The organism is Allocellulophaga tsushimaensis, assembly GCF_055383085.1.
Genome location: NZ_AP039451.1, coordinates 1,269,591 through 1,286,736, shown reverse-complemented (window position 1 = coordinate 1,286,736; position 17,146 = coordinate 1,269,591). Strand labels below are relative to the sequence as shown.

Below are 17,146 nucleotides of genomic sequence, written 5' to 3'. Positions count from 1 at the left end.
TAAATAAGTAAACCAAAAAACCCTCTTGAAAATTATTTTTCAAGAGGGTTTCTTTTTTATAGAGATGATTTTTATCCTTGTATTTAAAGTACAATATAAAATTATACTGATCATCATAAAAATTAACGCAAAACTCAAAATAAAGCTTTTTTATAGACACTTTAGTGAACCAACTAACAAAGTGATGTCTTTTCTACAAAAAAGCATTAAAACGTATTAAAATAAGTCACTTTTAATAGAAAATACTTATAGGTATTAAAATTAAGATCAGTAAATCTTATACAACTATTTTTGCTGAATTTTTGCCCAAGTATCTCGTAAGCCAACTGTTTTATTAAAAACTAAATTTGCTGCAGTGCTATCTTTATCTACATTAAAATAACCCAAGCGTTGAAATTGAAAATGCTCTTCTACTTTTGCTGTTTTTAAACTAGGTTCTACAAAAGCCGTAATAACTTCTAAAGAATCCGGATTTATAAATTCCATAAAATCTTTATCCTTATGTGCATCTGGAGTTTCATCCGTAAATAAACGATCGTACAAACGCACTTCTGCGGGGACAGCATGCGCTATAGAAACCCAATGCAAAGTGCCTTTTATTTTACGTAAACTTTCTTCAGTACCACTGCCACTTTTACTTTTAGGGTCGTAAGTACACTGAATTTCAGTAATTTTCCCATCGTTATCTTTTGTGCAGCTTTCTGCTTTAATAATATAACCGTTCTTTAAACGCACTTCTTTGCCTAGTTTTAGTCGGAAAAATTTCTTATTTGCTTCTTCTCTAAAATCCTCTTTCTCAATATACAATTCCCTAGAAAAAGGAACTTTTCTAAAACCAGCAGTTTCATCTTCTGGATTATTCTCTGCTTCTAACCATTCTTCTTGCCCTTCTGGATAGTTGGTAATTACAAGCTTTACTGGGTTTAACACTGCCATTACTCTTGGTGCAACCTTATTTAAATTTTCTCTGATCGAAAATTCTAAGAGCGATACATCAACAACATTGTCTCTTTTGGCAATCCCAATAGTATTCGCAAAGTTTCTAATTGCAGCAGGTGTATATCCTTTTCTTCGTAAGCCAGATATGGTTGGCATTCTTGGGTCATCCCAACCTGTAACAATATTTTCTTCAACCAATTTTAGCAATTTCCGTTTACTCACTACGGTATGGCTAAAATTACGTCTCGCAAATTCGCGCTGCTTAGGGCGTACTTTTTTAGGATCAACAACTTGGTCTAAAAACCAGTCGTATAATTCTCTATGCATGGCAAATTCTAGCGTACAAAAAGAATGTGAAACTTGTTCTAAATAATCACTCTCCCCATGTGTCCAGTCGTACATAGGATAAATACACCAATCGGTATTTGTTCTGTGATGCGCTTTATGTAAAATACGATACATAATAGGGTCGCGCATCAGCATATTACTAGAGGTCATGTCTATTTTTGCACGTAATACATGTTCCCCTTCTTTAAAATCGCCGTTTTTCATTTGGGCTAAAAGGCTAAGGTTTTCAGCTATATCCCGCTTTCTGTATGGGCTAGCGGATCCTGCTTCAGTAGGAGTTCCCTTTTGTTCCGCAATTTCATCTGCCGTTTGGCTGTCTATATAGGCTTTTCCTTCTTTTACTAAAAGAACAGCCCAATCGTATAATTGTTGAAAATAGTCTGAAGCGTAACACTCCTTTTCCCATTCAAAACCCAACCATTGTACATCTCTTTTGATGGCATCTACATATTCTTGCTCTTCTTTTGCTGGGTTGGTATCGTCAAATCTAAGATTTACTGGGGCATTGTAGCGTAATCCTAAACCAAAGTTTAAACAAATAGAACTGGCATGCCCTATATGCAAATAACCATTAGGTTCTGGTGGAAAACGAAAACGTAAATCCTCTTTAGAAAAACCAGCTTTAAGGTCATCTTCTATGATATGTTCTATAAAATTTAACGATTTAGATTCCTCGCTCATGATCTATTATTTAAGCCACAAATGTAGGAAAAGAAGGGGTATTGGCAATGTATAAAATGCTTTGACTCTATAAAAAAAGCATTTCACAACAAAATTTATATGTACTACAACATTAAATATGTCAGGGTAAAATTATATCTCATATTTGTTGTTATATACTGTAATAGTGTAAGATAAAGATGAACTGCACAAAAAATTAACCAGAAAAGGTGTAAAAAACGTTAAACACAAGTTTCATCAAATCAGAGTATTACGTCCCAAACCATTCATAATACTACAACCTATGATCATGACTAAAAAATGTATTAAATATTCTCTTAGCCTTATAATCCTATTCTTTTGTGTTTCAGGACTCCTAGCACAGACTCTAAATGCGCCTAGATTGATAAGATCAGTTAGTGATCGTGCGAGTCAAAACGCTTATTGTGCTAGGGCTGGTTTTAATGAACTTCTTGTAGAATTTACATGGGATGATAATCCAACAGTAAATTCTGATAATTCGTTTATTTTAGAATTATCTGATGTGAACGGAAATTTTGAAAACCCGATCACTTTAGCCACAGTAGGAGATAAAAATGATCAAACTTTATTCGATTTTATGTTTGCACTCCCAACAGATACAAGAGCTAGTGATGATTATAGGTTGAGAGTACGAAGTACGAGTCCTGCAATAACTAGTGATCCTTCTACAACATATAATTTAGTATATATTGATTTTCTTCTGCCTTTAATAATTACACAAGATGCTAGTGGTAATATTGGTGACGGTACCATTTCTATTTGTAATGGAGAAACTGCTATTATAGGGGTAAGTAATGTACCACAGGCAGAAACCTATCAGTATATTTGGACTAGAAGCTCTACAATTTTACCAGAAAAAAGTAATCTGTTAGAAGTCTCTGAACCAGGAATGTATATTGCACAAATTGATTTTGGAACAACTTGTAGTGGTAGTAATTTTTCCAATCTCATTACCGTTAATTTATTAAACCCCATAGGTCTTGAGGTCAACCCACCTATAACAACTGAATATTGCCCTGGAGATGTAGCGCCTCCACTAGAAGCAAACTTTATGGATGCAACTGTATATTATACCTGGTTTAAAGATGGTGTAGAAGTACAAGCTAGAACATTAGGCGCACATACTTACACTATTGATACCAATGCTATTGGTTTTGCAGGTGATTATACTGTAATGATAGAAGGTGATGGAATCTGTGATGAAACTTCACCTGCGTTAGCAATCACAAAACCTGGTGACTTTACTATCACTAATGATAATCCTTTGAACCTAGTGCTCCTTCCTAGTCAAACGCAAACATTAAGTGTAAGCACTACAGCAACCACCCCAACCTACCAATGGTATAGAAACGCAATTGCTATAACTGGTGCAACAAATAGTACTTTAGACATTACCGAAGGTGGTGAATATTATGTAGAACTTACTGCAACAGATATATGTACCATAACCAATAGATCAGAAACCATCTCAGTAGTTACTCCAGCTTCCTTTGGTATAGTAGCAGATTATACAACAGCATATGAAAGTTGTGTAAATACATCCATAGCCTTAGAAGTTACGGGTATTAATGCAATCGCCATAGATGGAACAAGTATGGATGTTACTGCAGATCTACTTAATAGTTTTAGCTACCAATGGAAAAAAGATGGCATTGTAGTTCCTGGCGAAACAGCAAGTACAATTAACTTAACTACAGTAGCTGATAATGGTACTTATGAAGTAGATGGGATACTCACAACATTCAATAGTACTTCTAATAGTTTACCAGTGAACTTATTGGTTAATGAAACATTAGAAATTACAGCAACGTCTACCGCCCTTTGTGCTAATGCTAATACCAGTGTATTAAGCACTACAACTGCTATAGCAGGACAAAACTTTGAGTGGATAAAAGATGGTAGTACGATCAATACTACCGATACCTCTCTTAACGTTACGGAAACAGGAATATACCAATTGGTTGTTACTAGAGGAGGTTGCCCCTTGCCATCAAACGAGATAAACATAGTTCCTTTTGACGAATCTTTGATTAGCATAAATAGCCCCGATGATATTATTTTCCCTGAAGGCAGTTCTGAAACTATAACAGCAAGCGGAGCAACTTCGTATCAGTGGTTAGATGCGAACAATACAGCATTAAGTACTACAGCATCTGTTACACTATCTGAAGAAGGCACATATATGTTAATAGCTACAATAGACAGTTGCGAAGTTGTAAGACAAATAACTGTTACGTTTAAAGATACATTTAGTGTACCAAATTTAATTACACCTAATGCCGATGGTCAAAACGATTTGTGGATATTGCCTAACAGCTATTCTAATGATGAAAACATCCAAGTTATTATATACAATAGTCAAGGTACAGAAGTATTAAATGTATTTGATTATCAAAATAATTGGCCACAATCCTCAACAAGCTTTAATACCCAAAATCAGCTGTTTTACTATAAAATACAAGAAAAAGGTGAGGCTGTAAAGCAAGGAACCATAACTGTTATACGTTAATACAAAATGTTAAAAAAAATATTTACCTTATTGTTTTTATCTGCTTTGGCACTAACAAAGATTAATGCACAAGTAGATGACCCTTTTGCTGTATATGATGTACCTGCTCAAAACCTTTTAAAATACAATCGGTTTTTAATCAATCCAACATTTTCAACAGTAAGGGAAGATAAGTCTTATGTAAATTTATTACACAGAAATCAGTCAGCAAACTTTGCAGATAACAATCAGGTATACTTTTTAAGTTATAGCGGTAGGGTAAATGATAGAGTAGGTCTAGGACTTAGTCTGTATACACAACAAAGAGGTGCTATCTCTAATTATGGTATTCTGGCCAACTACGCCTATGGCATAAAATTAAGCGATAAAAGTAATTTTACTTTTGGAGCAAACGTATCGTATTACAGAAGTGGTTTAGACAGAGGAAGAACTAATACAATAGATGATATAGATCCTCTTTTAGATGGTGCAATAGATAGTAATTTATTTTCTTTTCAGCCTGGTTTTAATATTTCTTATGGGAATTTTGATTTTGGTGTATTTGGTGAAAATCTTTTTGACTATAATTTAAAAACAAATACATCGGTAACAGAATTTGCTGAAAAAACTTTTTCTGGACATTTACAATATACCCATCAGTTTAAAAATTCATCTGGAATTTTGGAACAAGCAAGGTTGATGCCTTTAGCGCGCGTTCGTCTAGGAGGGCAAAATTTTAATGCTGATGAAAGCGAAGTTGTTTTAGGAGGAAGTTTAATTTTTGATTTGCCAAAACTAGGTTGGGCGCAAGCTGGTTACGATAGCTTTTATGGTGCTTCTGCTGGTTTAGGTTTTAACTTAAGCAAACGACTTTCTTTAGGCTATACTATGGAAAGAGGTGTTACTAATTTTGGAAACCTAGGGGTTACCCACGAAATTTCTTTTGCATACTCCTTTACACCTAATTTAACAGAAGACAGGGTTTTCCTTGATGAAGAAGATACCGATTTTGCAGATGCAGATGAACTGGTTGAAGATTCTATTGCAGAAATCTCTAAAGATGAAGAATTAGAAAAACTTAGAGAATCATTAACAGAAAACAACGAAATTATTGCAGAGCTAATATACCGCCAAGACTCCTTAGAACAAAGTAGAAATAAAGATCTAGAAAGACGTTTTGATATGGTAATGCGTATGGTACGCAGGGAAACCAATGGAGGAAATCCAGAGATTGAAGATAAAGCAAGAAGAACTTACTTTCTTAATAATGTAAAAGAAAATAGTACTACAGAACAAGTAGCTTTTGCAGAAAATCCTAAAAAAACCATAAAAACAAATACCAATCCTAAAAAATATCTTGAAACTAAAAAAGATATCGTTTCTACCACTAAAAGGAATACACAAAAAAATTACGCGAAGGCTAAAAAGAATTCTAGTATTGTAAAAAGTAAGAAGTTTAGAAATTTAGATGGAGTAGATGATGGTTATTATGTAGTTGCCAATGTATACAAAGGCGAAAAATATATGCATAAATTTATAGAAAGCCTGGAAGCTAAAGGAATATCCGCTGGTTATTTTGAAAATCCAAAGAATGGTCTAAAATATGTATACTTAAATCATCATAACTCTTGGAATACAGCATTAGATTCTTATAAAACAAGGTCAGATGGAGCTTACGATGGTGATGTATGGATTATGAATGTAGATAACACATCTGATTTAGATAAAGCTTATGCTTCTAATACCAGAAAAATAAAAGATAAAGCTGCAAAATATGATACAAACAGATTACAATCTAATATTATTGTAAAAGATAAAGTAGCTAAAAACAAAGAAATACCAACTACTAAAAAGTACAAAATAAATGGTGTTGGTAGTGGTTACTATATTATAGCTAATGTATTTGCAAATCCTAAAAATGCAAAGAACTTTGTAAAGTTCTTAAACGAAAAAGGACTCAATGCCAGTTATTTTATCAATCCAGAAAATAATTATCGCTATGTATATTTAAAAAAATATGGTAGTTGGAACAACGCTTTGATATCTTATTATTCCAATTTAAATAATGCTTATGATAAAAAGATGTGGATTATGCGTGTAACTCCAGGTCTAATAGCATAAGATATATACTGAATGGTATTTTTAAGATTTCCTTCATTTAATTTATTATCTCTTTTTAACTAATTAAAACCCTTATCTAATTTTACAATTGTGTTCTTCATTATACAGGGTCATCTTTAATTATTGATGAATTAGAGAAACTTATAAGTTTACATCGGAAAGCTATTCTTAAATTAGGTTAATTAAAAAAGTTATTGGTATCTAATTTTTATTAACACTACATTCCTAAATAAGTCTAACAACAGATTTAGTCACCTCGATATAATCATAAGAGGTTTCAGAATAATTTCAATTGGTTCGTTTTGTATACCACTTTATGGTTTTTTCAATTCCTTAATCTCACACATATTTTAAAATTGTACTCTCCTCTCCAAACGTACTTGCTGTCTTTTTAGAATATTCAATAGACCTAAATAAACCACCCCAGAATAGTTTCTTGATTTCAGGATGCAATCTAAATAACACTTTTGATATACTACTTTTTAAAATTTTTATTATTTGAGTTGAAGTTTTCATTAGTATAGATTGCAATAAAAAATGAACCTGATTTTCATTTCTACCAATCTCTAAAAAAATATAACTCATTTCACTTTTTGTTTCTAAACAAAACTCTAAAAGTGTTTTATTAACTTCAGAACAAAAAAACATGTTTCTAATATTTTATCAGAAAACAAAATAGTATAATAAAATAGATCCATTATAAGATTGGTGTATGTGTACAATCTTGATCTTGCAGAAAAGTTAAGATCAAAATCGATTTATGATTTTGATCATGTTTTATAGACTTCTCTAAATTGAGTTGTATCCATAAAATCTATTACGTTTCTTATCCACAGATACAAGATTTATTTATCAGTAAAAGAAATTATTTTCAATAATTAAAATGAAAAACATTAAACAAGGCGCAAAAGTTATTTTAAAAAATTAATTTGAATTTGAGCGAAGCATTAGCGATTGAAATTTTGAGTCCTCTAATAAACAATATGTAGTTCCTAATATATTTATTACTATGATATCTTAAAATTAATGATAAGCACAACTTACTATAACTGCCTCCAATTGTGTTTCACCCAAAAGTTGTTTTGTAAAAATAATTTATGTCTCAAGAAAATTTTTAGCTACACGAAAATCTTGTTGGCAATAATCTGAGATAATGCTTCTTTAAATAAACTTCCTAAATGCTAACATAAGAGATATGAGAATAATATTGTTTGGTTAGATTTGCGCAACACTTTATGGTTTTTTCAATTCCTTAATCTCACACATATTTTAAAATTGTACTCTCCTCTCCAAACGTACTTGCTGTCTTTTTAGAATATTCAATAGACCTAAATAAACCACCCCACAATAGTTTCTTGATTTCAGGATGCAATCTAAATAATACTTTTGATATACTACTTTTTAAAATTTTTATTATTTAAGTTGAAGTTTTCATTAATACAGATTGCAATAAAAAATGAACCTAATTTTCATTTCTGCCAATCTCTAAAAATATAACACATTACACTTTTTGTTTCTAAACAAACTTCTCAAATTGTTTCGTTAACTTCAGAACAAAAACATGTCTCTGATATTTTGCAAAACAACCAAAATGGTATAATAAAATAGATTTATTATAAGATTAGTTTATGTGTACACTCTTGATCTTGCAGAAAAGTTAAGATCAATTCTAACTTATAATTTTGAGCCTATTTTATAGACTTCTCTAAATTAAGTTGTATCCATAAAATCTATTACAATTCCTATCCACAGATGCAAGATTTATTTATAAGTAAAAGAAAATATTTACAATAATTAAATGAACAAGATTAAACAAGGCGCAAAAGTTATTTTAAAAAATTAATTTGAATTTGAGCTAAGAATTAGCGATAGAAATTGTGTTTTACCAAAAAGTTGTTTTGTCTAAATAACGTGAGTTCGATGTAATTTCTTGAATTTTCAAGCTAGCTATATATACTTAAAAGTAATTTAAACTTATTCATTCTTAAGAGAATTACATTCACTTTTTTGGCTTGCTCAAAGAAAATAAACCAAATGAAAGAACACTTTTCCCAAGGTTTTTTTCTAAACAAAATTTAGCTCGTACCCTCGTTGAATAGTTTATTTGTAAATAATTTATGTCTCGAGAAAATTTAAAGCAATGCGAAAATCTTATTGGCAATAATCTGAAATAATGCTACTCTATATGAATAACCTTGGTGCAATCACATGAGATTTTTGAATAATTTCAATTGGTTCGTTTTGTACAACACTTTATAGTTTTTCAATTCCTTAATCTCCCACATATTTTAAAATTGTACTCTCCTCTACAAACTTACTTGCTGTGTTTACGGAATATTCACTAGACCAAAATGAGCCATACTATAATTGTTTCTAGATTTCAAGATGTAATTTAAATAATGTCCTTGCGTTAATATTTTTATTATTTGAGTTGAACTTTTCATTAATACAGATTGCAATAAAAAATGAATCTAACTTTCATTTCTACCAATCTTTAAAAATGGAAATCCATAACGCTACTCTATTTTTAAAGAAACTTTTTAAATTGTAACATTAACTTTAGAACCAAAAAACAAGCTTCTGATATTTTACTAGAAAAACAAAATGATTTAACAAAATAGATTCATTATAAGATTGGTGTGTGTACAATCATAATCTTGCAGAAAAGTTAAGATCAATTTCAATTTCAACTTATAATATGGAGCAGGTCTTGTAGAGTTCGGTAAATTAAGTTGTACCCATAAAATCTATTATAATTCCTATCCACAGATGCAAGATTTACTCATAGATAAAAGAAAATATTTTCAATAATTAAATAAACAATGCTAAGAAAAGCTCAAACGTAATTTGAATTTGAGTGAAGCATTAGCGATAGTAATTTTGATTCATCTAATAAATAATATTTAATTCCTGATATATTTATTATTACCCCAATTGTGTTTCACCAAAAAGTTGTTTTATCAAAATAATTTATATCTCAAGAGAATTTATAGCCATACTAAAATCTTGTTGGCAACAATTTGAAATAATGCTTCCAAAAATTCAAAACATTATTTCCATAAAGTACAAGTATTTATTATTGCGAATGAAAATACATTTGATAAAAATGTGATAATATCACTCAAAAATTTATCTTTCTAACACTATTATTTCCGTTTTTTAACTTAATATTTTCTCAAAAAAACAAGCTTGAAAAATTAGGATAATGGAAAATTAAAAGAAAAAATTTATTGTGGATAGCACTCTCAATGGTTATGATATTTATTATTAAAAAATAGAGAAATTCAAAAATTTTAAATATGAAACCAATCACACCAAAATTTACATTGCTGGTTGTGGCGTTGGGAATAATTCATATATCCGAAAAGGAAAAAACAAGGGGAATAGAAAGATTAATATAAAAATGGAACACTTAAATCTAAATACAATTATTTTGTAGTTTAAGAAAAGGTAATTGTTTTTAATACCGCAGACAAAGAAATGGGAACATAAGAAGTTCTATGAAAATGGACTCATAGCTAAGAATTCAACATACTCCATTCAGTATTGTAAACACCATGGGTAAGATTTAAAGGCAATCGTTGAAACGAAATACTACCAAAATGGTGCTGTAAAAATTCAGCATACAATTAAAGAATTACTGGATCATACAGAAAAATAATGTGTTAAAGAGTATCATCCAAACAGGTTTTTAAAAACAGAATTGGAAAGAGTTGACCTTGATAAAATTGGAATTTATCGTAAGTTTTATGAAAATGGAAATACAAAATAGGAAGGGATTTTTAGAGATAAAAATCGATTTACGAACAATACTATTATAACCAAAAAGGAGAAGTACTAAAAATCGAGACTTGGAAAAAAGCAAAATAATAAACATGGCAATAAAATAAACTACTATCAAAACGCATAAGAAAAAACAGAGCTATTTGAGTACAATTAGAAGCATAATGTTTATTTGTAAAGCCCTCAAATATAAATTTTGGTATTTCCCAAAAAGTGATAAAATCAAATTATTAATACTTGATATAGTACCTATTCAAAACGTATTACTTATCACATAAACTATGTTTATTATAAGAGATCTTATGTTTATAAATACTACTATTTTTATTTCATAATATCATTATTTCTGATCCAAATTTTACAAATGGAAACGTAAAAAGCAACAGCTCATTTTATCATATTAAAAGATATTTAACCCCTACTCAGACCACAGAACTTAAATAAGAAATCGACCAAAAAGTAGAGCATATTAAAACAATATCTCGCTAAAAAAAAGGGTGAATTTCTACTTACATTTTTGAATTAACCTATTAAACTTCTCAAAAATGAGTTTTATTAGTATAAAATAAAGACTATTTTAAGTGTACAAACTCGTCTAAATCTTAGAACTATTATTTAAAATTTCAAGCTAAATATTGGAATATTTTAAGTACAATTATCAAGTAAAATTAAAAATTATTTTTTCTAAAAACCTTCCCATTTTATTTAAAATTTAGACTTCCATAAACAGTTCTTTTTACATAATTAAGGCAAAAATTATTACGTTTTTTAGACTTAAAAAAAAGAATAAAAATTCTTAGAAAAAGCTAGAAAAAGCTAAAAAAAGGACTTTTTATAGCGTTAAAGAAAGGAAAATTAAAAATGCAAAACCATGCAGAAAATACCTTTCACAACATAAATAAACCATACTACAACAATAAATTTTACAGCTAAATAATATAAATCATATTTGTTAACATATGTAATTTAAGCAGAACACCCTGTTTGAATTGGGTATGATAACCAAAAATTAAAGTATTGAACTCGCAAATCAGACCTACTCACCAAATCAGACCGCAAATGAGAAATTTTTTCTTTAGAAGTCAAGGTAAAAAACTATTATTTCTAGTGTTTTTTATAGCAAGTTTTGCTATTTCTAAGCTCTATGCTCAGCAGCCTTTTCAGCCAAGACTAAGAAATGAAACAGACCCTTCTCTAAGGTATATTAACATCAAAGGAAATTACACTTTTCTATCGAATACTGTAATGAATAGGGTAACTACTATAGATTCAACTACAGCAAACATTCCTTATAATGGAAATTTAGGAAACAATAACTTCTTTAGAGAATATATCAATATTGATCCAGACCCAGATCATACGGACTTCAATGATCCAGATCGTATTTTCAGTTCAAGTAGTTCTACATTAGCATTTGCTGAATGTTCCCAGATTTATTATGCAGGTCTATATTGGGCAGGAAACTATGATGCGGAACGATTTAGTAATCTTGGTTTTAGCAGTGCTTACCCCAACAATTTTGATTATAATGACCCCACACGAATTAAATTTAAAGTCCCTGGTGGAAATTATATAGATATCCAAGCAGATAATAATCCTGATCCTGCCGGTGAAGAAGATCAGGTAATTTACAATGGTGTACAAGATTATATAGATAGTGGTTTTACGGTATACGAATCTAATGCATATGTATGTTACAGAGATGTTACCCAAATGCTGCGTGCTTTGCCAAATCCAGAAGGCGAGTATACAGTAGCAAATGTACGAGGCACCAGAGGTGCTAATACTTATGGTGCTGCAGGTTGGACGCTTGTTGTTATATATGAAAACCCAACCATGACCGGAAAATATATCTCTATATTTGATGGTTATGAAGGAGTAACTACTAATGCTGGTAATGAAACAGCAGACATTTTTGTTTCAGGATTTAATACAATCCCCGTTGGAAATGTAAACGCAAGACTAGGAGTTAGTGTTATAGAAGGAGAGCCAGATCTTACTGGTGATAGTTTTAGCATTGCTTCAGCTATGAATTCATCTAACCCTCCATTAGATTCAGATTTTACAAACTTATCTAATCTTGGAAACCCGGCAACAAACTTTTTCAATTCTAATATTACTATAGATGGTAATAATGTGGTAAACAGAAATATTAATGGTACCAATAGTATGGGCTATGATTCTGATATTTTTGAAATCAACAACCCTGGTAATACCATTATACAGAATGGAGAGACAGCAGCAACATTAAGATTAAGTACTTCTGCCGATTTTTTTGGAGCCTTTCTTACAACATTTGGTATAGAGATTATAGAACCTGATATTGTCTTAGAAAAAAGAGTTGAAGATATTGCTGGTAATGATATTACCGGGCAAGGTGTTAATCTTGGTCAAACATTAGAATACGTATTATCTTTTAGGAATATTGGTAATGATGATGCATTAGATTATGTAATACGAGATGTATTGCCTTTAAACGTAAGTTTAGATGAGTTTAATTTAGATTTTACAAATGCGCCTGGAGTTACCTTTACTTATGATGAGCCAACAAGAACTATTTTATTTTCTATACCTCCTGAATTAGTTGAGGAAGGTGCACCAACAGCAAGTATTAGAATGCGAGTTGAAGTTGCGGAAAATTGTTTTGATTTTGTTGACGCTTGTTCTACCACTATAGAAAACATAGCTTTTTCTACCTATAGAGGAGATGATAATGATAATGTAATATCTGATGACCCTAGTGTATCAGATTTTGATGATTGTGGCTTTACCACTCCTGGAGCAACAAACTTTTTGTTAGATGATTTAAGTGCTTGTACTTTTGATAGAACAGTACAATTATGTGGTGATGATGTACTTTTAGATGCAGGAGATAATTTTGATAATTATATCTGGTATAGAGACATTAATGCAAATGGTGTTATTGATGTTGGAGTAGATGTTGTAATTACCGACGCAGATACTGATAATGATCCTAGTACCTTATTGGTAGACCAAACAGGAAGTTATATTGTAGATAAAATTGTAGCAGATCCATGTATTGGATACACAGAAACAATTACAGTAATCCTTTTTGGAACTACCCAAACCAATCCTGTTTTAGATCTCTTTAATGCTGTAAATAGTGATGCTGATATAACAAATGATATACAAGGTGAAATTTTAAGATGTTCTATTGATGGAGAATTTTTAACCAACATCTTTTTATGTGGTGCTAATGATACGGAACTATTACAAATAAATATCCCTGATGCCACAACTATAGAGTGGCAACAACTAGATGAAAGTACATGTACCGTTTCTGACCCTGCCTGCCCAAATAAAAACAATAGTTGTTATAGTACTATAACCACAGGGAATGATTTTTTACTTACAGATTCTGGAATGTATCGGTTAGTTATAAACTACCAAAATGGTTGTTCTAGTCGGTTTTATTTTAATGCGTTTAAAAATATATTAGACATTAATACTATAGATAGTGATATTTACTGTACCACTGATGGAAATATAACCGTAACCAACTTAGGTACTGGTTATGAATTTCAATTATTCAATACAGCAACCAATACTATTGAGGTACCTTTTAGTGCTAATAATGGTCCTAGTTTTGATATTGCTACCAATGGTAGTTTTAGAGTAGATGTTCGTCAGGTTGATGCCTCAGGAAATCCAATTCCTGGTTCTTGTATTTTTGAAAGTGAAGAAATAGGGATACTCAATAGGGATTTTCAAGTAGATATTAATCTTACTCCTGCACAATGTGGTGACCTAGGTAGTATTAATGTGCAAGTTTTAAATGTAAGAGCAAATTATAATTATGAACTACGTTTCGATGACGGAACCCCAGGAGGTGGTGCTCTTGTAAACCAGGCTTCTGCACAAACAACTAATAATTTTACCTTTGATAATCTAAATCCAGATGATTATATTGTTATTACCAGAACGCAAGACGGTTGTATAGATACACAAAGTGTAACGATTACAGAAATAGAAGATCTTAGCGTAAATGCAGTAACCACTGCAAATATTGGTTGTACATCTGGAATAATAGACTTAACTCCACAAGGAGGAAGTCCTGCTTATAGTTATGCTATCTGGAGTAAGGATGGTGTACCATTATATTCGGATTTTAGTGATATTCCTGGAAGTGCTTTTCAAACAAATCCTACTTTTGAATTTGGTTATGAAGTGTCAGGAGGTCCAACACAAACAGATCCAGATATTCCTTTTGTGTTTACGTATATTCCTAATCAAGATGGAGATTATACCTTTATCGTTGTAGATAATAATGGATGTTATATAGAGTCTAATGTGGTTACTTTATTAGATAATGGAACCATGGCGATCTCTGTAACAGAAGATAGTCCTGTTACATGTGCAGGCACTAATACGGGTGCACTCACAATTGCTACAACTGGTGGTGTAGGGCCATTTCAATACAGTATAGATGACGGCACAACGTATCAAGCAACACCTAGTTTTCTAGGTCTTAGTGCTGATACGATTTACAATATTCGCGTTTTAGATAGTTCAGGTTGTGACGAAACAACTACCTATTCTTTTACTGCTCCTTTTCCGTTATCAGCAGCTGTAGGGGTTGCAACAGATATTACATGTGACCCTACTGGAGGTGCAATAGTACGTGTTACTAATGTTATAGGTGGTACTCCTCCTTATGAGTACAGTTATGATGGTGGAACAACATTTACTAATAATAGTACTACTTCTTTACAACCCGGAACTTATAATACTATTGTTGTTAGAGATTCTAGAGGTTGTGAATACCCAACTGATATTGTTGTACCGAGCTTGCCTGTAGAACCTACAATTACTCCTACAATAGATTACAATTGTGATGGTACTGCTGAAGTTACGATTAGCTCAGATATAAATACATATAATTACACTTATGCATTAGATGGTGTTTTAAATAGCCCAGATGCAACTAGTAGTACTTTTTCAAACCTTACAGACGGTAGTTACACGATAACAACAAACTATATTTCACAAACACCGCCTACACCAAGTCAACTATTGTTAGAAACTTTTGGTTCTGGCCCCACAATTCCAAGCTTACCTGGGTCATCAACTGAAGGGTATTTTTATGAAGACTTAACAAGTGGAACAACTGCATTAGGAGGGCCTAATGATACTGATAATCGTGTAAACGATGGAGAATACACTATAACAAGTGATGTTGTTAATCAGTTTGGTCCATTGTTTAATCCTATTGATCATACAACAGGAACAAGAGCAAGTGAAGGGCGTTACTTATTTGTAAATATTGGTTCACCAGGACCTGGTCAAGTTATTTATAGAAAAGAAATTAATGAAATTCTTCCAAATCAAAATTTAGAAGTATCCTTATGGGCCATTAATGTAGTTCGCTCTGGTAGAAACTTAGTGCTTCCAGATTTAAGAATTGAATTACGAAACTCTGCTGGAACGGTTATTGATTTTCTAGAAACAGGAGCGATTCCAGAAAATGAAACTTGGACGCAATATACTGTTGCTTTAAATCCGGGTACCAATACTTCTCTTGATTTAGTTATTGTTACTAACGAAAGTAGAGACAGTGGAAATGATGTTGCTATAGATGACATTTCAGTAGTACAAACTCCTGAGGTTTGTGAATTATCTGTTGATACTACAATAATAATAGAGCCTAATAGAGCTTTTGATGCTACTTTTATATCCTCTACAAACCCAACTTGCTTTGGTGCTACAGATGGAACTATAACTTTTGATGTAGCAAACTTCAATGCTGCTGGATTTCAATATGCAATTGATGGAGGAGCTTTCTCTTCCACAATAACAACATCTCCTGTAACAACTCCTGCTGTATTATCGGGTGGTGATCATACTATAGTGATCAGAAGAACAGATGATACAACCTGTATATCTCAATTTACACAAACCCTTACACAACCTACTCAAATTACGGTAACTGGGTCGGTAACGGCGCCTGATACCTGTACTACAGATGCAACCATTTCTGCCGTAGCTAATGGAGGTACTCCAACATACACATACCAACTAATCAATAACACTACTTCTGCTATAGTTGCTGGATATGACTTTGCAACTAATGGTAGTAATACGGACTTCACTGGGATCCCTGCTGGAGACTATATCATTCAAGTAAGAGATAGTAACTATACGCCTGCTAATAATTGTGAGGCGAGCTCTACCGTAATTACCGTAGATCCGCCTACTACACTAACTTTCACGGCAACAGCTACGCCTTGTTACTCTGGTAACAATGATGCTTCGATAACCGTAAACGTTACTGGAGGTAATGGTGGTTTACTTTTTAGTATCAATGGAGCCCCTTTTGTTGCGCCAACACCTACAACTAGCAATACTTATACCTTTAACAACTTAAGTGCTGGTACGTTTACCATTGATGTACAAGATCAATTCGGATGTACTGCTACACAACAATCTATTACCATTAATCCTGAATTAAGCCTCTCTGCTACAGCTGAGCCTATAAGCGCTTGTAACCCTTCTACTGATGTAACAATTTCTGCTACTGGTGGTGATACAAACTATGTATACGCTATCGTTAATGATGGGGTAACTCCTGTAGATGCTGACTTTGGAGCTGCTAATGTAATTGCTATCGCTACTGCTGGTGACTATGACGTATACGTTCGTGATAATAATGGAAATGCTGGGTTCTGTTTTGAAATCTTTGACTTAAACATATCTCAAGATGCGCCTATCGTAATTGCAGAGGTCATTACGGATGTAAACTGCTTT

The 17,146-nt window shown here is 32.0% G+C and carries 5 protein-coding genes (1 of these 5 running past the window's edge); 3 read left to right on the top strand and 2 right to left on the bottom strand.

What is annotated here, in order from left to right; genetic code table 11:
* Positions 1-285: 285 nt before the first annotated feature.
* The gene (locus tag ACZ451_RS05570) at positions 286-1,968 is read right to left on the bottom strand and encodes a glutamine--tRNA ligase/YqeY domain fusion protein (RefSeq protein ID WP_464216110.1); all 1,683 of its coding nucleotides are present in this window, start codon (positions 1,966-1,968) and stop codon (positions 286-288) included.
* A 382-nt stretch (positions 1,969-2,350) separates the two neighbouring features.
* On the opposite strand from ACZ451_RS05570, the gene ACZ451_RS05565 reads away from it, so the two are divergent.
* Positions 2,351-4,498 carry a T9SS type B sorting domain-containing protein gene (locus ACZ451_RS05565; RefSeq protein WP_464216109.1) on the top strand — a complete coding sequence of 716 codons (2,148 nt, stop codon included), beginning with the start codon at positions 2,351-2,353 and terminating at the stop codon, positions 4,496-4,498.
* 6 nt (positions 4,499-4,504) lie between these two features.
* Positions 4,505-6,598 (top strand): PorP/SprF family type IX secretion system membrane protein, encoded by a 2,094-nt coding sequence (locus ACZ451_RS05560; RefSeq protein WP_464216107.1) that lies wholly within the window; start codon positions 4,505-4,507, stop codon positions 6,596-6,598.
* Positions 6,599-6,937: 339 nt separating this feature from the next.
* Here the strand turns inward: ACZ451_RS05560 and ACZ451_RS05555 are convergent, their stop codons facing one another.
* The gene (locus tag ACZ451_RS05555; RefSeq protein ID WP_464216106.1) at positions 6,938-7,246 is read right to left on the bottom strand and encodes a transposase; all 309 of its coding nucleotides are present in this window, start codon (positions 7,244-7,246) and stop codon (positions 6,938-6,940) included.
* Between the two features lie 4,194 nt (positions 7,247-11,440).
* Here ACZ451_RS05555 and ACZ451_RS05550 point away from each other — a divergent pair.
* Positions 11,441-17,146, top strand: the 5' portion of a protein-coding gene (locus ACZ451_RS05550) for a T9SS type B sorting domain-containing protein (protein WP_464216105.1). The gene runs 23,751 nt beyond the window's last position; the window shows 5,706 of its 29,457 coding nt (coding positions 1-5,706); its start codon is at positions 11,441-11,443; the stop codon falls past the right edge of the window.